Annotated in this window: 17 protein-coding genes; 9 read left to right on the forward strand and 8 right to left on the reverse strand. The window is 72.8% G+C overall.

The window, feature by feature from the left end; all coding sequences use genetic code 11:
• Positions 1–42 precede the first annotated feature (42 nt).
• Positions 43–1,107, forward strand: a complete 1,065-nt coding sequence (locus tag ASC54_RS07190) for an LLM class flavin-dependent oxidoreductase (RefSeq protein WP_055855820.1) — start codon at positions 43–45, stop codon at positions 1,105–1,107.
• A gap of 2 nt (positions 1,108–1,109) precedes the next feature.
• Here the strand turns inward: ASC54_RS07190 and ASC54_RS07195 are convergent, their stop codons facing one another.
• Genes ASC54_RS07195 through ASC54_RS07205 form a run of 3 tightly spaced genes read right to left on the reverse strand, consistent with a single transcriptional unit; the run spans position 1,110 to position 3,699 of the window.
• The gene (locus ASC54_RS07195) at positions 1,110–2,312 is read right to left on the reverse strand and encodes a cation:proton antiporter (RefSeq protein ID WP_055897676.1); all 1,203 of its coding nucleotides are present in this window, start codon (positions 2,310–2,312) and stop codon (positions 1,110–1,112) included.
• 2 nt (positions 2,313–2,314) lie between these two features.
• Complete coding sequence (locus ASC54_RS07200) at positions 2,315–2,815, reverse strand: cation:proton antiporter regulatory subunit (RefSeq protein ID WP_055858942.1); 501 nt, start codon at positions 2,813–2,815, stop codon at positions 2,315–2,317.
• A gap of 50 nt (positions 2,816–2,865) precedes the next feature.
• Positions 2,866–3,699 (reverse strand): UbiA family prenyltransferase, encoded by an 834-nt coding sequence (locus tag ASC54_RS07205; protein WP_055897679.1) that lies wholly within the window; start codon positions 3,697–3,699, stop codon positions 2,866–2,868.
• A gap of 33 nt (positions 3,700–3,732) precedes the next feature.
• Between ASC54_RS07205 and ASC54_RS07210 the strand changes: the two genes are divergently transcribed.
• Positions 3,733–5,007 (forward strand): glycoside hydrolase family 3 N-terminal domain-containing protein, encoded by a 1,275-nt coding sequence (locus ASC54_RS07210; protein WP_082514911.1) that lies wholly within the window; start codon positions 3,733–3,735, stop codon positions 5,005–5,007.
• 25 nt (positions 5,008–5,032) lie between these two features.
• On the opposite strand, the gene ASC54_RS07215 is transcribed toward ASC54_RS07210, so the two are convergent.
• Positions 5,033–5,281, reverse strand: a complete 249-nt coding sequence (locus tag ASC54_RS07215; RefSeq protein WP_055855813.1) for a hypothetical protein — start codon at positions 5,279–5,281, stop codon at positions 5,033–5,035.
• Positions 5,282–5,473: 192 nt separating this feature from the next.
• On the opposite strand from ASC54_RS07215, the gene ASC54_RS07220 reads away from it, so the two are divergent.
• Positions 5,474–6,706 carry a phosphotransferase family protein gene (locus ASC54_RS07220; protein WP_055897682.1) on the forward strand — a complete coding sequence of 411 codons (1,233 nt, stop codon included), beginning with the start codon at positions 5,474–5,476 and terminating at the stop codon, positions 6,704–6,706.
• Positions 6,707–6,815: 109 nt separating this feature from the next.
• Positions 6,816–7,190 carry a hypothetical protein gene (locus tag ASC54_RS07225; protein WP_055855808.1) on the forward strand — a complete coding sequence of 125 codons (375 nt, stop codon included), beginning with the start codon at positions 6,816–6,818 and terminating at the stop codon, positions 7,188–7,190.
• Between the two features lie 15 nt (positions 7,191–7,205).
• Here the strand turns inward: ASC54_RS07225 and ASC54_RS07230 are convergent, their stop codons facing one another.
• The 3 genes from ASC54_RS07230 to ASC54_RS07240 all read right to left on the reverse strand — a co-directional run bounded on the left by ASC54_RS07230 (position 7,206) and on the right by ASC54_RS07240 (position 10,578).
• Positions 7,206–7,871 carry a response regulator transcription factor gene (locus ASC54_RS07230; protein WP_055855806.1) on the reverse strand — a complete coding sequence of 222 codons (666 nt, stop codon included), beginning with the start codon at positions 7,869–7,871 and terminating at the stop codon, positions 7,206–7,208.
• Entirely contained in the window at positions 7,868–9,427 is a 1,560-nt protein-coding gene (locus ASC54_RS07235) for a HAMP domain-containing sensor histidine kinase (RefSeq protein WP_055897684.1), read from the reverse strand. The genes ASC54_RS07230 and ASC54_RS07235 overlap by 4 nt, the downstream gene beginning before the upstream one ends.
• A 77-nt stretch (positions 9,428–9,504) precedes the next feature.
• Complete coding sequence (locus ASC54_RS07240; RefSeq protein ID WP_055855801.1) at positions 9,505–10,578, reverse strand: App1 family protein; 1,074 nt, start codon at positions 10,576–10,578, stop codon at positions 9,505–9,507.
• Positions 10,579–10,743: 165 nt separating this feature from the next.
• Between ASC54_RS07240 and ASC54_RS07245 the strand changes: the two genes are divergently transcribed.
• The 5 genes from ASC54_RS07245 (at position 10,744) to ASC54_RS07265 (ending at position 14,726) form a co-directional block, all read left to right on the forward strand.
• Positions 10,744–11,385, forward strand: coding sequence for a TetR/AcrR family transcriptional regulator (locus ASC54_RS07245; protein ID WP_055855798.1), 642 nt, complete (start codon positions 10,744–10,746; stop codon positions 11,383–11,385).
• A 207-nt stretch (positions 11,386–11,592) separates the two neighbouring features.
• Positions 11,593–12,417 (forward strand): ABC transporter ATP-binding protein, encoded by an 825-nt coding sequence (locus ASC54_RS07250; protein ID WP_055855795.1) that lies wholly within the window; start codon positions 11,593–11,595, stop codon positions 12,415–12,417.
• Positions 12,414–13,058 (forward strand): ABC transporter permease, encoded by a 645-nt coding sequence (locus ASC54_RS07255; protein ID WP_055855792.1) that lies wholly within the window; start codon positions 12,414–12,416, stop codon positions 13,056–13,058. Before ASC54_RS07250 ends, ASC54_RS07255 begins: the two co-directional genes overlap by 4 nt.
• On the forward strand, positions 13,055–13,792 hold the full coding sequence (locus ASC54_RS07260; RefSeq protein WP_055855789.1) for an ABC transporter permease: 738 nt from the start codon (positions 13,055–13,057) through the stop codon (positions 13,790–13,792). The genes ASC54_RS07255 and ASC54_RS07260 overlap by 4 nt, the downstream gene beginning before the upstream one ends.
• 16 nt (positions 13,793–13,808) lie before the next feature.
• A complete protein-coding gene (locus tag ASC54_RS07265) occupies positions 13,809–14,726 on the forward strand; it encodes an ABC transporter substrate-binding protein (protein ID WP_055855785.1) in 918 nt (305 codons plus the stop codon).
• 96 nt (positions 14,727–14,822) lie between these two features.
• Here ASC54_RS07265 and ASC54_RS07270 read toward each other — a convergent pair whose 3' ends face one another.
• Positions 14,823–15,494, reverse strand: a complete 672-nt coding sequence (locus ASC54_RS07270; RefSeq protein WP_055855783.1) for a DedA family protein — start codon at positions 15,492–15,494, stop codon at positions 14,823–14,825.
• Positions 15,495–15,644: the final 150 nt, after the last annotated feature.

Consider the following 15,644-nt stretch of genomic DNA (forward strand, 5'->3'; position numbering starts at 1 on the left):
GATAAGCTCGTATCGCCACATCCGCGAGAGAGACGGAAGACCATGACCGCGACCACCGACCCGGCAGGCCTGCAGTTCGGCCTCAACACCTTCGGCGACGTCAGCCACGACGCCGCCGGCGAGCCCGTACCCTACCCGCAGGTCATCCGCGACGTCGTCGCCGAGGGCGTCCTCGCTGACCAGGTCGGCATCGATGCGTTCGCGATCGGCGAGCACCACCGCGACGACTACGCGGTCTCCGCCCCCGACATCGTGCTCGCGGGCATCGCCGCGCGCACCGAGCGCATCCGGCTCTCCTCCGCCGTCACGGTACTGAGCTCGGACGACCCGATCCGCGTCTTCCAGCGCTTCGCGACGATCGACGCGATCTCGAACGGCCGCGCCGAGATCGTCGTCGGGCGCGGCTCATTCACCGAGTCGTTCCCGCTCTTCGGCTTCGAGCTCTCCGACTACCAGGTGCTCTTCGATGAGAAGCTCAACCTGCTCGCCGAGGTGCTCAAGGAGGGCCCCGTGACCTGGAGCGGCAGCACGCGCGCACCGCTCACGGGCATCGAGGTGTACCCGAAGACGGCGAACGGGAGCATCCCCACCTGGGTCGGCGTCGGGGGCAGCCCCGAGTCGGTCGTGCGCACCGCCCACTACGACATGCCCATGATGCTCGCCATCATCGGCGGCGACCCGCAGCGCTTCGCGCCGTACGTCGACCTGTATCACCGCGCGCTCGACCAGATGGGCAAGGACCGCCTGCCCGTCGGGGTGCACTCGCCCGGCTTCATTGCCGACACCGACGAGGAGGCCCGCGAGCTGTTCTGGCCGCACTACCAGGCCGCCTTCGGCCGGATCGGCCGCGAGCGCGGCTGGGGCCCCACGACTCGCGAGCACTACGACGCCGAGATCGAGCACGGCTCGCTCTACGTCGGTGGCGCCGAGACGGTCGCCCGGAAGATCGCGGCGACGGTCACGGGGCTGGGGGTCCAGCGCTTCGACCTGAAGTACACGACCGGGCCGGTGCCGCACGCGGCCAACATGCGCGCGATCGAGCTCTACGGCACAGAGGTCATCCCGATGGTGCGCGAGCTCGTCGCCGAGACCGTACCCGTCGGCTGAGCTCAGCCGGCGGGGGCCGGGGCGGTGGGGCGCGCGGGCAGGCGACGGGCGAGCATCCGCTGCTTGAACCAGTCGGTGTCGGGCACGCGCGCGAGGATGGAGCCCGCGATGATCGTGATGAGCACGTAGGCCGTCGCGAGAGGCGCGAGCTGCGGCTGGAGACCCGCCGCGACCGCGAGGCCGGCGATGACGATCGAGAACTCTCCGCGCGGGGTGAGGGTCAGGCCCGCGCGCCATCGCCCCGGGAGGGCGATCCCAGCGCGTCGGGCCGCGATCCAGCCCGTCGCGACCTTCGTCGCCATCGTGACGATCGCGAGGATGATCGCCGGGACGAGCACCGGCACGATGTCGGCGGGGTCGGTGGCGATGCCGAAGAACACGAAGAACACCGCGGCGAAGAGGTCGCGCAGCGGCGAGAGCACGATCTCGGCCGAGCGCGCGACCTGGCCGGAGATCGCGATGCCGACGAGGAAGGCCCCGACCGCGGCCGAGACGTTCACCTGCTGAGCGATGCCCGCCACGAGCATCGTCAGACCGAGCACCCCCAGCACGAGCGACTCCGCGTGGTGCGGCGAGAACAGGGCCGAGACGATGCGGCCGTGGCGCAGCGCCAGGTACAGGATCAGCAGCGCCACGAGAACGGCGATGACGAGGGCGGTCGCCCCTGCGAGGAGCCCCGCGCCGATCACGAGGGCCGAGAGCACGGGCAGGTAGAACGCCATCGCGAGATCCTCGATCACGAGGATCGAGAGGATGGTCGGGGTCTCGCGGTTCGACAGGCGCCCCAGATCGCGCAGCACCTTCGCGATCACCCCCGAGGAGGAGATCCAGGTGATGCCCGCGAGCGCGACCGCGGCGACGGGACCCCAGCCGAGGATGAGCGCCATCGCCGCGCCGGGGACGGCGTTGAGCAGGGCGTCGACCAGGCCTGCGCGTCGCGAGCGCCTGAGGCTCTGCACGAGTTCGGTCGCCGTGTACTCGAGCCCCAGCATGAGCAGCAGGAGGATGACGCCGATCTCGCTGCCGATGGCGAAGAACTCCCCGCTCTCCTCGAGAGGGATCATCCCGCCCTCGCCGATGAGGAGGCCGATGATGAGGAAGAGGGGGATGGGGGAGAACCCGAAGCGGTCGGCGACCCGGGAGAGGAGCCCGAGGGCGAGCAGGAGGGCGCCGACCTCGATCAGGAGGAGCGTCGTCCCGTGCATCGTCAGCTCGGCAGCGTGCCGTCGGCGAGCAGGCGCGCGAGCGTCTCGAGCGCCGGCCGCGTGCCCACCACGATGAGCGTGTCGCCGGCCCGCAGCTCGGTCTGCGGCGTGGGAGAGGGGACGACCTCGCTGTCGCGGACGATCGCGACGATCGACGTGCCGGTGAGGGTGCGCGCCTTCGTGTCGCCCAGGCGGCCGCCGACGAACGGCGAGGAGGCGGGCAGGAGGAGCTGCTCGGTGAACAGGCCGGCTGCCTGCTCGCGGATTCCGGCGAGCTGACCGAGCATCACCGAGGCGCCGAGCACGTCGGCGAGGGCGAGCGCCTCGTCCTCCGACAGGCTCACGCGTTCGCGGCAGGCGTCGGGGTCGACGTCGTCGAAGACCGCGAGCTCGCGCTCGCCCGTGCGGTGCGAGACGATGCCGATGCGCCGGCCGTCCTCGGTCACGATGTCGTGCCGGGTCCCGATGCCGGGAAGGTCCACTTTCTCGATGCGCACTCCCACGCCGCTCACGGTATCAGCGGATGCGGGCGCCGCCGACTCCACGACGGACGCTACGGAACCGCGATGAGGGCCCCGACCCCGGCGAGGCTCACCACGGCGGCGAGGGCCGCGCTCATGATGATCCGGAACAGGGCCCGCGACCGCGGAGCGCGCGCCACGACCACGGCCCCGACCACGAGGAGCGCGAGCCCCGCGGCGGCGCCCACGGCGCTGAGCGGGGTGACGCGGGCGGGGCCGAGCACGCCGAGCACGGCGGCGAGGGCGAGGCTCGCGAGCGCGACGAGCCCGGACGCCCGCGCGCCCCAGCGGTGGGGCAGCGCGCGGATCCCGTGCCGCGCATCGTCCTCCAGGTCGGGCAGCACGTTGGCGAAGTGGGCGGCGACGCCGAGCAGCGCGCCCATCGCGATCGCCCACCACTGCGCGCCGCGGGGGTCGGGCGCGGCGAGGGTGACGATGAGCGGCAATGCGCCGAAGCCGACGGCGTAGCAGGCGGTCGCGAGCGCTCCGCGCTTGAGGCCCGCGTTGTAGGCCCAGCCCGCGAAGAGGAAGACCGCGTGCGCGAGCGCCGCGCCCGGGCCGAGCAGGAGCGACAGCGCGATCGCGCCGAGCGCCGCGCCCGCGGCCAGCGCGAGGACGAGCCGCGCCGAGAGGTCGCCGCGCGCGATCGGCTTGTCCGCCCGCCCGTCTGCGGTGTCGCGCGCGGCGTCGAGCGCGTCGTTCGACCAGCCGATCGACAGCTGCTGCAGCAGGATCATGAGCGCGACGAGCGCGGCCCGCCCGGGCCCCAGCCCCGACGCGAGCGACAGCAGGAGCGCGACGAGCGTCACGACCACGGTCGGCCCCGCGTGCGCCGCGACGACGAGCGCGAGCAGGGGACGGGGCATGGGGTCATGCTAGGCGCGGGCTACCCTGGAACGATGCGCCGACCCCCGACGACGCTCTCCGGACGGTCCGCGCGCGTCGCGCGACCGGGCATCCGCCGCGGCCTCGCCGCCCTCGCGCTCCTGCTCGCGGCCTCGACGGCGCTCGCCGCGTGCGGTGCCGCGCCGGAGGCCTCGCCGGTCCTCCGCGGGGTCTCGGCGCCTCCCGCCGCCGACCCGACGGAGATCAACGTCGCCCAGCGCATCGCCTCGATGTCGCTCGAGCAGAAGGTCGCCGCGCTCGTCATGGTGCACGTGCCGGGGACCGACCCGGCCGCGATCCGCTCGGTCGTCGACGGCCACGGCCTCGGCGGCGTGATCCTGATGGGCGACAACGTCGCCGGCGACGTCGCGGCGACCCGGGCGCTCACGAGCGCTCTCTCCTCCGATCCGGGGCTGCCGCTGCTCACCGCGATCGACCAGGAGGGCGGGGTGGTGGCCCGCCTGCCCGGCGACGTGTGGCCGGCCGGGCGCGCGCTGCAGTCGGCGAGCCCGGAGGAGGTCGAGGGCGTCTTCGCCGCGCGCGCCGGACTCGTCGAGAGCGCGGGCGTGCTCGTCAACTTCGGCATCGTCGCCGACATCGAGATCGGCTCCGGCTCGTTCATCGGGCCGCGCACGCTCGGGGAGACTCCCGAGGCGGCGGCCGAGCGCGTCGCGGCGGCCGTGCGCGGCGAGCAGGGTCGCGCGCTGTCGACGCTCAAGCACTTCCCGGGCCACGGGGCGAGCCCGGACGACTCGCACGTGAGCATCCCGACCTCGAGCCTGACGCTCGCCCAGTGGCGGGCGACGCACGCGGTGCCCTTCGCGGCGGGGATCGAGGCGGGGGCGCCCCTCGTCATGACCGGTCATCTGCGGTTCGACAGCGTGAGCCCGCTGCCGGCCTCGCTCTCCCCGACCTGGATCCGCATCCTCCGCGACGAGCTCGGATTCGACGGCGTCATCGTCACCGACGACCTGCTCATGCTCCAGCGCTCGGGCGACGCGCACTTCGGCGACCCCATCGAGAACGGGGTCCGCGCCCTCGCCGCCGGCAACGACCTGCTCCTCTACGTCCTCCCGGGGGATCCCGCCTCGGTCGGTTTCGACGTCGGCGCGCTCGTGGATGCCCTCGTCGCCGCCGTCACGAGCGGTCGCGTCGACGAGGAGGCCGTCGACGACTCCCTGCGCCGCGTGCTCGCTCTGCGTCGGGCGGCGTCCGCCGAGACCGGCCCCTTTTCCGACTGCGGGCTGAAGTGCGTCGGCCTGTCGCCGCGAGCGCGGCCCGCCGACTGATGGCCCACCGCAGTCGGCAGCCGGCTCAGAGCGTCGGCAGCTGCAGGTCGCGGATCGTCTTGACCTCGCCGCGCTCGCTGACTCCGCGCTCGGCGCCCTGCGCGTCGGCGGTGAGCGCGAGCGTCCCGATCGCCGCGCCGCTCGTGAGCACGAGGCCAACGAGCGCGAGCCCGATGGTGCGGTGGAAGCTCTCGCTCGCGACGGCGGGCGTGCGCAGAGCGGCGCTCGTGAGCGCCGTCGCCGCCGCGCCGCCGCGCGCGAGCAGACTCCACATGGGGTGCTCCTCGTCGGGTTGAGGAACTCGAGCGCGTGGGTACGCGCCCTGAGAAGCGACCTCGTTTCGGGTTCGGTCGCTCGCTGTCATGGTACGTCGAGCCCTTCGGGCGCGCCAGGAGGCGCGACGAGTTCGCGCGGGCCGCGCGCGGCGCGTTCGCGCGCGGGGCCCCGATCATCCATGATGAGAGCGATGAGCGCCTCCGAGTCCCAGGTTCTGCACCGTGATGTGCTGCACGCCGTCGCCGGCTCGCTCGGTGCGACGCTCGTGGACGCGCACGCGCTGCAGATCGAGCCGACGGGTCAGGGGTTCACCCACGGCTACCGCGTGACCCTTCGCGACGACTCCGGCGGCACCGCCGACCACACGGTCTTCGTCGAGACCTCGCCGCCGGACACGACCCGATCCGGGGTGCTCACCCTCACGCAGCCCGAGACGGGCGAGCGCGTCGACGTCTGGGTCTACCCGGCCGACCCCTCGCTGCCCGCGCTGCGCACGGCCGTCTACGCCGAGGCCGCCTCGATCGTGCTCGCCCGCCTGGGCCTCCCCGTCGAGGATCTCCGCGTGAGCCTCGCCGCCTACCGCCCGGGCAAGCGCGCGGTCGTGCGCGTCGACACCGCCCGCACCGCCTACTTCCTGAAGGTCGTCCGGCCGCCGGCCGCCGAGCCGCTGCAGGCCAAGCACACGCACTGGCGCCACGAGGGCGTCCCCGTGCCGACCGTGCTCGGCTGGAGCGAGGAGGGTCTCGTCGCTCTCGAGGCGCTCGCGGGCTCGGAGCTCATCTCGGTGCTCGACCGGGTCTCGGGGCCGGATGCCCTGCTCGACGAGATCGTCCGGCTCATGCAGCGCATCGCCGCCGTCCCGTCCACCGCCCCCGCGCGCGCATCGCTCGTGCGACGCCTCGACTGGTACGAGGAGCGCCTGGTCGAGCAGCTCCCCGCCTACGACGGCCTCATCGAGAGCACCTCCCGCGCGATCGCGCGACGCTTCCGCGCCGGCGGCGCACCGCCGCCCAGCCGCACGGTCCACGGCGACCTCCACCTCGCCCAGCTCCTGGTCGACCCCTCCGCACCCACGACCATCACGGGCGTGCTCGACATCGACACCTCCGGCTGGGGCGACCCGGCGGACGACGCCGCCGCCCTCTACGCGCACCTCATCGCGACCGTCGTGCACGACGGCGGCAGCCGCGCGACGCTCCGCGCCTCGCGCGCCTCGGTGCTCGCCGACGGCTGGCGCCGCCGCTGGTTCTCGTGGCCCGAGGCGGGCTTCGCCGACCGCGCTCACGCGATCGCCGCGACCCAGCTGCTCGGCCACGCCCTCGCGCGCTCCGCCGCCGGCTCCGATGACGCGGCGGTGCTCATCGAGCGCGCGCACCGCGTGGTCGCGGCCGACGACGCGCCCCTCACCTCCGCCGCCTGGTGAGTCGCCCCGGAGGGTGAGAGTTCTCTCATCCCCGGCACCTCCGCCGCGCATCCTGGCACCATGGAGTCTGGGCGCGACCGGCGCGCCCGCGTGCACGGGGAGGGTCGGCATGCAGCAGAACGGCTGGATCGCACTGGGCGCCGCATCGGCGCTCGGGCTCGGCGTGCTCGCCGGCAGCGCCGTGACCGCCGCGACGGCGATGCCGCTCGCCGACACGACCGAGAGCGTCGACATCGCCCCGATCTCCGACCTCCGCGGCGACGCGAAGCTCTTCGCGGGTGCGCGCGACGACCGCGTGACGGTGCCGGGCAGCACGCCCGCTCCGTCGAGCTCGCCCGGCCCCGCGACCGCGGCGCCCGCATCGGCCCCCGCCGTGACGCAGGCACCGGCCCCGCAGCCCGTGCCGGTCGCGCCCGTCGCGCCGGCGCAGAGCGTCGACTCGCCGGATTCCCCGGACGACGGCGACGACGACGTCGACGACTAGGAGCTCGCCCGTCGATCAGACGAGCCGGTAGCCCATCCCGCGCACCGTCTCGATGCGCTCCGCTCCGATCTTGCCGCGCAGGTATCGCACGTACACGTCGACGACGTTCGAGCCGGGGTCGAAGTCGAACCCCCACACCCGCGACAGCAGCTGCTCGCGCGAGAGCACCTGGTCGGGGTGCTGCAGGAACTGCTCGGCGAGCGCGTACTCGCGCGCGGAGAGGTCGACCGCCGTCTCGCCGACCGTCACCCGCCGGGTGCGCATGTCGAGGGCGAGGTCGCCGTGCCGGAGGATCGTCTCGCCGGCGGCGATCTGCCCCGATTCGCGCAGTCGAAGGCGGATGCGCGCGAGCAGCTCGTCGAACTTGAACGGCTTCGGCACGTAGTCGTTGGCGCCGCCGTCGAGCCCCTGGACGGTGTCGTCGAGACTCGTGCGGGCGGTGAGCATGATCACGGGGGTGGTATCGCCGCGGGAGCGGATGCGCTGGAGCACGGCGAAGCCGTCCATGCCGCCGGGCAGGCCGACGTCGAGCAGGACGAGGTCGAACGAGCCGGTGGCGAGGTAGTCGAGCGCCTCGCGCCCCGATCCGACGACGGTGGGCGCGTACCCGCTGGAGGTCAGGCCCTTCTCCACGAACGTCGCGATGCGCGCTTCGTCCTCCACGACGAGGATGCTCGTCATCGCGTCTCTCCGTCCTCGCGGGTCGTCGGGCTCACGTCCGCGGGCGGCGGTGGCGCGGGGGCGTCCGACTCGACCGGCACGACGATGCCGAAGCGGGATCCCGCCGGCGAGGTCTCCAGGCTCACGTGGCCGCCGTGGGCGCGCGCGATCGCGGCGACGATCGGCAGCCCAAGGCCCGAGCCGGCGATGCCGCGGCCCGTGTCGGCGCGGCCGAAGCGCTCGAAGATGCGGGCGCGCGACTCCTCGGGGATTCCGGGGCCCTCGTCGGCGACCCAGAGCTCGACGGCGCCGCGGTAGGCGCTCGAGCCGATGCGGATGGTCGAGCCGGCGGGGGAGTACTTCGCGGCGTTGTCGGCGAGCTGCAGCCAGGCCTGGGTGATGCGGCTCGGCGAGAGCGAAGCGACGACTGGGACGGAGCTCTCGAGCTCCCACTCGTGGTCGCCGATCGCCTGCGCCTTGCCGAAGACGGCCGCCGTGAGGTCGGCCACGTCGGTGGGCTCGGTCGCGAGGAGGCCGCGCTCGGTGCGAGCGAGGTCGTCGATGTCGCTCACGAGCTCCGACATGCGGTCGAGCTCTTCGATCGCGATGTCGCGAGCCGCCCGCACCTCGGAGGGCTTCCGCGGGTCGAGGAGCTCGAGGTTCCCGCGCACGATCGTGATCGGCGTCGCGAGCTCGTGGCGCACGTCGTCGAGCAGCTGGCGCTGGGCGGTGAGCGCGCCGTCGATGCGGTCGAGCATGTCGTTGACGGTCGTGGTCAGGGCACCGAGGTCGTCGCGCGTGCGGACGGGGATGCGTTCGGTCGTGTTCTGCGCGGTGATCCGCTCGGCGGCCAGGCGCAGCTCGCGCAGCGGCGCGAGCAGGCGACCGGAGACGAACCAGCCGGCGGCGCCGATGAGGAGGATCGTGAGCCCGCACAGCCACGCGTAGGTGACGAAGGCGCCGCCGACCTCGTCGATCTCCCGCTGCACGTCGATCGCGGTCATGTAGGCGCCGCGCTGCTCGGAGCCGGAGATCTCGACGGGCGCGACGACGTAGCGCACGGCCCGGACGTCCTCGAGGGCGGGGGTGCTGGCGGTGCCGAGCACGACGGTGCCGCCCTGCGACTCCTCCCACGCCCGGGCGAGCAGGGCCGGGTCGTCGGCGAGCTCGAACGACACCGTCACGCTCGGCTGCCATGCGGGCGCTCCGTCGAGCAGCGCGATGCTGCTCTCGTGCCGGCCGGGGATCACGTACGACAGGATCGCCTCGAGCGCCTCCTCGACCGTCGCGTAGGCGGGCGCCGCGGGCGCGTCGGCGGGCGCCTCCGCGCCGCCCTCGGCGGGCACCTCGGCCGCGGGCTCGTCCACCGCGGCAGCCGCGGGCGGGTTCTCGAGCACCTGCCTGGCGGACTCGACGGCGGCGAGCAGCTCCTGATCGACGCTCTCGATGACGCGGTCGCGCTGCACGAAGTACGCGCTGATGCCCGCGAAGGTCATCCCGACCGTCGTGATGACGAGGATGACGGCGAGGATGCGCGCGCGCACCGACCACGTCGGGAAAGCGATCGCGCGCACCATGCCTTCATTATCGGCACCGTGCGCCCGCGAACCCGCCCGGATGAGAGGACTCTCACGCCCGGGCCCGCCTCGCCGTCTCAGTCGAGCCGCGGGGTGTCCTCCGCCGCGAGGACGCCCGCCTCGCCGAGCTCGAAGGCGAGACCGGCGCCGTCCGGGGCGGACACCCACGGGGCCTCGGCCGCCGCGCGCGCGGCGTCGTCGACGTGGCTGCGGCCGCCCGCGAGCACCGCCTCCCCTGGCGACAGCTCGCGGATCGCGACGGCGCGCACGTTCTCGGGGTGAGCGGCGGCGAAGTCCCGGTAGAGCTCCTCATCGTGCTGGCCGTCGTCGCCGACGAGGATCCAGCGGATCGTCGGGAACTCGCGGGCGAGGCGCTCGAGGCTCTCGCGCTTGTGGTCGCGGCCGCTGCGGAAGAGCCGGTCGTGCGTCGGCCCCCAGTCGGTCAGCAGCAGGGTGCCGTCGGGGTAGAGGTGGCGCGAGAGGAATCGGTCGAGGGTCGGTGCGACGTTCCACGCGCCGGTCGAGAGGTAGACGACGGGGCAGGAGGGGTTCTCGCGCACGATGCGCTCGTAGAGCACCGCCATACCCGGAACGGCCTGGCGCGCGTGCTCGTCGAGCACGAAGGTGTTCCAGGCGGCGAGGAAGGGCCGGGGGAGCGCGGTGACCATGACGGTGTCGTCGATGTCGCTCAGGAGGCCGATGCGGGCATCCGGCTGCACGACGTAGACGGGGGCCTCGACGGGCGGGGTGTCCTCCACCTGCAGCTCGATCGTGCGCAGGCCCGGCTCGAGATCGACGGCGACGTCGACGTCGACGACGCCGCCGCGGTCGGCGTGGACGGTGAACTCCTGCCCGTCGACGCGCACGACGATCTCCGCGCCGCCGATCGCGATGCTCGTGAAGCTGCGCCACCCGCGGATGGCCCGGGCGGGCTTCCGGAGGTCGAGCCCGGGCTTGACCAGCAGGACGCGGCAGAGCACGCGCACCCAGCCGGGCCCGCCGTACCCGCTGTAGGGGAGGACGATCGGCACGAGGCCCCGCTTCCGGCCGCGGCGCTCGCGCATGCGGTGCACCGAGTCCTCGAGAGCGGCCGCCCGGCGCGCCCACGACGGACGGTGCTCGGGCTCGTGGTCAGGGGTGACGGCCGCCATCGCTCCAGTCTGTCACGAGGCCTCCGACCGGCCAGGACGCGACCGGATGTTCGCCACAGCGAACAGCCCCACGGCGCGCCGAATATTCCTGAGAGGAAAACCGGTCGAAGTCTCACCTTGCGCGCTACCATCGCACTCAGCCCGGTCGTCGAAAGGTACCCACCCATGTCAACCATCGAACTGAGTACGACGCTCCTGACCGCGTCGGCTCCCATCCGCAACGAACCCGTCCAGGCGCGCAGCACGGCGCGCCTCGCCGCCCTCCTCGATTCGGCCGCCGCCGTCATCGACGAGATCGGCTACGAGCGCCTCACGACCGCCATGGTCGCCGATCGCGCCGGTGCCTCGATCGGTACCGTCTACCGCTACTTCCCCGACCGCATCGCCGTCCTGCAGTCGCTCGCGGCGCGCAACTCCGAGCGCCTGCTCGCACGGCTCGCGGGTGAGCTCGCCGCCGAGGGCCACGCGACGGCGACGGACGCCCTCCTCGGCGTCCTCGACGTGACGGTCGACCTCGTCCGCTCGGAGCCGGGCTACCGCTCGCTCCGCGTGGGCGACGTGCTCGATCTGCTCCCGCCGAGCGCGGAGGAGACCGCCAACGGCGTCGTCGCCGGTGCCGTGGCCGACGCGCTCGAGCAGCGCTTCGCCCTCTCGCTCGATGACAGCGGCCGCCTGGCGATCGCGACGGCCGTCGAGGTGATCGACGCGCTCGTCGCCCGCGCCTTCGCGCGGGACGGCGACGGCGACGCCGCGCTCCTCGACGAGGCCCGCCGCGTCGTGCGCGCGACGGTCGCCGGGGTGCTGTAGCCCGCTTCCCGCGCTTCTCCACGAGAGCCCCCGCCGACCCGCGGGGGCTCTCGTGCGTCTCCGTGCTCGGTGCGCCGAGCATCCGCATCTTCTGGATATGTGCCGGGAAAACCGCGCGATTCGCCCCTCTCGCGGGGCGGCGGCTGTTTGACTGGGAGCGCGCTGAGTGATCCCTCGGCGGCGATCGACATCGAGGAGACGCGTTCCGTGATCGAGTTCCGCTCCATCTCCAAGACCTTCCCCGGCGGCACGACCGCCGTCGACGACTTCAGCCTCGTCATCCCCTCGCACCGCACGACCGTGTTCGTCGGGTCGAGCGGCTGCGGCAAGACCACCCTGCTGCGCATGATCAACCGCATGGTCGACGCGTCGAGCGGCGACCTCGAGATCGACGGCGAGAACGTCTCGACCATCGACCCCGTGAGGCTGCGCCGCCGCATCGGCTACGTCATGCAGAACTCGGGGCTTCTGCCGCACCGCACCGTGATCGACAACATCGCGACCGTGCCGCGCCTCAACGGGGTGCCGAGGAAGGACGCGCACGAGCGCGCGCTGCAGCTCATGGACACCGTCGGCCTCGACCGCTCGATGGCCGAACGCTACCCCTCGCAGCTCTCCGGCGGCCAGCAGCAGCGCGTCGGCGTCGCGCGCGGTCTCGCGGTCGACCCCAACATCCTGCTCATGGACGAGCCCTTCGGCGCCGTCGACCCGATCGTGCGCGCCGAGCTGCAGCAGGAGCTCCTGCGCCTGCAGCGCGAGCTGGGCAAGACGGTCGTGTTCGTCACGCACGACATCGACGAGGCGTTCCTGCTCGGCGACCAGGTCGTCATCCTCGAGAAGGGCGCCCGGATCGCGCAGAAGGGCACCCCGGAGGAGATCCTCGCGAACCCCGCGAGCGACTTCGTCGCGAGCTTCGTCGGCGCCGATCGTGGCAAGCGCGCGCTGAGCATCCGCGAGATCGACGGCGCGCGCGTGCTCGTCGACGCCGACGGCACGGTCGCGGGCCGGCTCGTGGAGGCGGGCCCGTCGTGACCTGGATTCTCGCGAACATCGAGCAGATCCTCGAGCTGTCGATCGAGCACGTCCGGCTGAGCATCCTGCCGATCGTGCTCGGCTTCATCATCGCGCTGCCGCTCGGCTGGGTCGCGCACCGCTACCAGCTCACGCGCGGGCTCATCCTGACGCTCGTGGGGCTCCTCTACACGATCCCGTCGCTCGCGCTCTTCGTCATCCTCCCTCCGCTGCTCGGTCTGCCGTTCATCGGTGAGGCCAACGTGCTTATCGCGCTCACCATCTACGCGGTCGCGATCATGGCCCGATCGACGGCGGATGCCCTCGCGAGCGTCGATCGCGACATCCAGCAGGCCGCCACGGCGATGGGGTACTCCTCCTGGCGGCGCTTCTGGGCCGTCGACTTCCCCCTCGCCGGGCCTGTCCTCCTCGCGGGCCTCCGCGTCGTCGCCGTCAGCACGGTGAGCCTGCTCACGGTCGGGGTCATCGTCGGCGTCGACAGCCTCGGCTACCTGTTCACGAACGGCTACCAGCGCGGCATCCTCGAGTCGGTGCTCGCGGGCGTGGTCGCGACCGTCGTGATCGCGCTCCTGTTCGACCGCATCCTCGCGCTCGTCGGCGCGTGGCTCATGCCGTGGACGCGCGTGAAGGGGGCATCGTGAACCTCTTCCTGGACGCGCTCGCGTGGATCGGCGACCCGACCAACTGGCAGGGGTCGACGTCGATCCCCGTCCGCATCGGCGAGCACCTGTTCTACACGGTGCTCGCGGTGCTCGCCGCGTCGATCATCGCGATCCCGCTCGGCTGGCTCATCGGGCACACGGGCAGGGGCCGCGAGATCGCGGTCGGCATCTCGGGCGCCGCGCGCGCCCTGCCCTCGTTCGGCCTCCTCTTCCTGTTCGTCATGCTCGCGGGCGTGCTGCTGCGCGGGCCGTCGACGGTCCTCGTCCTCGTCCTCCTCGCGATCCCGCCGATCCTCGCGGGCGCCTACGCCGGCCTCGAGGTCATCGATCGCCGCGTCATCGACGCCGCGCGCTCGATGGGAATGACCGAGTGGCAGATCCTGTGGCGCGTCGAGGTGCCGCTCGGCCTGCCGCTGCTGATGGGCGGGCTGCGCAGCGGCACTCTGCAGGTCGTCGCGACGGCCGTGCTCGCCGCCTTCGTCAACCTCGGCGGCCTCGGGCTGCCGATCGTGGAGGGCATCGCCCTGCGCGACTACGACCGCATGCTCGGCGCGGCGATGCTCATCATCGCCCTCGCCCTCCTGCTCGACGCGCTGTTCGCGGTGCTCGAGCGCTATGCGGTGCCACGCGGCGTGCGCGCGCGCCGCGCCCCTGAGCTCCGCACGGCGGCCCCTCGCCGTCGTGCGGCGGCGGAGACCCCCGCCACCACCTGAGAGAAAGAAGATCGTGATGTTCACAGCAAGGAACAAGGGCCGGTTCGCGATGACCGCGACCGTGGTCGGGGCGGCATTGGCCCTGGCAGGGTGCGCGTCGGGTGATCCGCTGGAGCCCGGCACCGACCCGGATGCCGGCGGCTCGAGCGAGACGATCGTCATCGGCTCGCAGGCCTACTACTCGAACGAGATCATCGCCGAGATCTACGCCCAGGCCCTCGAGGAGGCCGGGTTCGAGGTCGAGCGCAACTTCAACATCGGCCAGCGCGACGCGTACATCCCCGCCATCGAGGCGGGCGAGGTCGACCTGTTCCCCGAGTACACGGGCAACCTCCTGCAGTACTACGTGCCCGACACCGAGGCGACCGCGGAGGACGAGGTCTACGCGGAGCTCCAGGGCGCCCTGCCCGAGGGCCTCCAGGTGCTCGACCAGTCGTCGGCGACCGACCAGGACAGCTACAACGTGACGGCCGAATTCGCCGAGGCCAACGGCCTCGAGTCGATCGCCGACCTCGCGGGCGTGGAGGGCCTGATCCTCGGCGGCAACCCCGAGCTCGCCGAGCGCCCCTACGGCCCCGCGGGCCTCGAGTCGGTCTACGGCGTGACGGTGGAGTTCCAGGCCACCGGTGAGACGACCGTCGAGTCGCTCCTCGAGGGCGTCGTCAACATCGCCAACGTCTACAGCGCCGACCCGCGCATCGGCGAGAACGACCTCGTGACCCTCGCCGACCCCGAGGGCCTCTTCCTGGCCTCGAACGTCGTGCCGGTCGCGAGCGCGGACCTGTCGCAGGACGCGATCGACGTCATCAACGAGGTCAGCGCCGCGCTGACCCCCGAGGGCCTGGTCGCCCTCAACGTCCAGAGCACGGTCGACCAGCTGTCGGCCGCCGATATCGCCCAGGGCTGGCTCGAGGAGAACGGCTTCCTCGGCTAGTAGCCACGGCTTCCCACGCCCGACGGGGGCGGAGCGCTCGCTCCGCCCCCGTCGTCGCACTCGGGGGATGCCCGGGGCGGGCGGGAGCGCGCCGGCTCAGTCCTCGCGCGTACGGGCGTCGTGATCGCCCGGACGGTCGGCGAAGCGCGACGAGTACCGATCGAGGAGCTTCTTCACGATCCACACCAGGAGGAGGAATGCGATGATGATGCCGACGAACAGGTACGCCGCCCCGCCGAGCGTGTCGTCGAGCTCGCGGTAGGTGCCCGCGGCGGCCGAGCCGACCGAGACGTACGCGAACGACCAGATGGTCGAGGCGGCCGCGAGCCACAGGATGAAGGTGCGGTAGCGCAGCGTGCTCATGCCGACGGTGAGCGGCGTGAGCGAGTGCAGCACCGGCAGGAAGCGCGAGATGAACACGGCGATGCCGCCGCGCTGGTCGAGGAAGTTCTCCGCCCGCACCCAGTTCTTCTCGCCGATGAGCCGCCCGGCGCGCGAGGCGCGCAGCCAGGGGCCGATGGTGCGGCCGATCCAGAAGCCGATCGAGCCGCCGGCGAGAGCGCCCGCGATGCACGTGATCGCGAGGGCGAAGTACTCGACGGGCGAGTCGACGGCGGTCGAGGCGACGAGCACGACGGTGTCGCCGGGGACGACGAGGCCGATGAGCACGCTCGTCTCGAGCATGATGAACAGCCCGGCGAGGAGGGTCCGCACGACGGGGTCGACGCCCTGAACGGTGTCGAGCAGGCCGTCGAGGATCTCGTTCACGAGCGCGAGCCTACCGACGACCGCCTCGCGCGCGCTGGGGGCGTCGGCGCCGATCGGAGGCGCCGCCTCCGGATTCGGGACCTTCGGCCCCTGCCGACCCCGGAGCCCGATTCCTAGGGTGGAAGGGAACCCCACCCCTCACCCACGCAA

The organism is Yonghaparkia sp. Root332 (assembly GCF_001425665.1).
Classification (GTDB): Bacteria; Actinomycetota; Actinomycetes; order Actinomycetales; family Microbacteriaceae; genus Microcella.

Excerpts from the sequence above, each read along its gene's own strand:
- ASC54_RS07190 (WP_055855820.1), top strand. The coding sequence starts at position 43 with ATGACCGCGACCACCGACCCGGCAGGCCTGCAGTTCGGCCTCAACACC.
- ASC54_RS07195 (WP_055897676.1), bottom strand. The coding sequence starts at position 2,312 with ATGCACGGGACGACGCTCCTCCTGATCGAGGTCGGCGCCCTCCTGCTC.
- ASC54_RS07205 (WP_055897679.1), bottom strand. The coding sequence starts at position 3,699 with ATGCCCCGTCCCCTGCTCGCGCTCGTCGTCGCGGCGCACGCGGGGCCG.
- ASC54_RS07210 (WP_082514911.1), top strand. The coding sequence starts at position 3,733 with ATGCGCCGACCCCCGACGACGCTCTCCGGACGGTCCGCGCGCGTCGCG.
- ASC54_RS07215 (WP_055855813.1), bottom strand. The coding sequence starts at position 5,281 with ATGTGGAGTCTGCTCGCGCGCGGCGGCGCGGCGGCGACGGCGCTCACG.
- ASC54_RS07220 (WP_055897682.1), top strand. The coding sequence starts at position 5,474 with ATGAGCGCCTCCGAGTCCCAGGTTCTGCACCGTGATGTGCTGCACGCC.
- ASC54_RS07225 (WP_055855808.1), top strand. The coding sequence starts at position 6,816 with ATGCAGCAGAACGGCTGGATCGCACTGGGCGCCGCATCGGCGCTCGGG.
- ASC54_RS07230 (WP_055855806.1), bottom strand. The coding sequence starts at position 7,871 with ATGACGAGCATCCTCGTCGTGGAGGACGAAGCGCGCATCGCGACGTTC.
- ASC54_RS07235 (WP_055897684.1), bottom strand. The coding sequence starts at position 9,427 with ATGGTGCGCGCGATCGCTTTCCCGACGTGGTCGGTGCGCGCGCGCATC.
- ASC54_RS07240 (WP_055855801.1), bottom strand. The coding sequence starts at position 10,578 with ATGGCGGCCGTCACCCCTGACCACGAGCCCGAGCACCGTCCGTCGTGG.
- ASC54_RS07245 (WP_055855798.1), top strand. The coding sequence starts at position 10,744 with ATGTCAACCATCGAACTGAGTACGACGCTCCTGACCGCGTCGGCTCCC.
- ASC54_RS07265 (WP_055855785.1), top strand. The coding sequence starts at position 13,809 with ATGTTCACAGCAAGGAACAAGGGCCGGTTCGCGATGACCGCGACCGTG.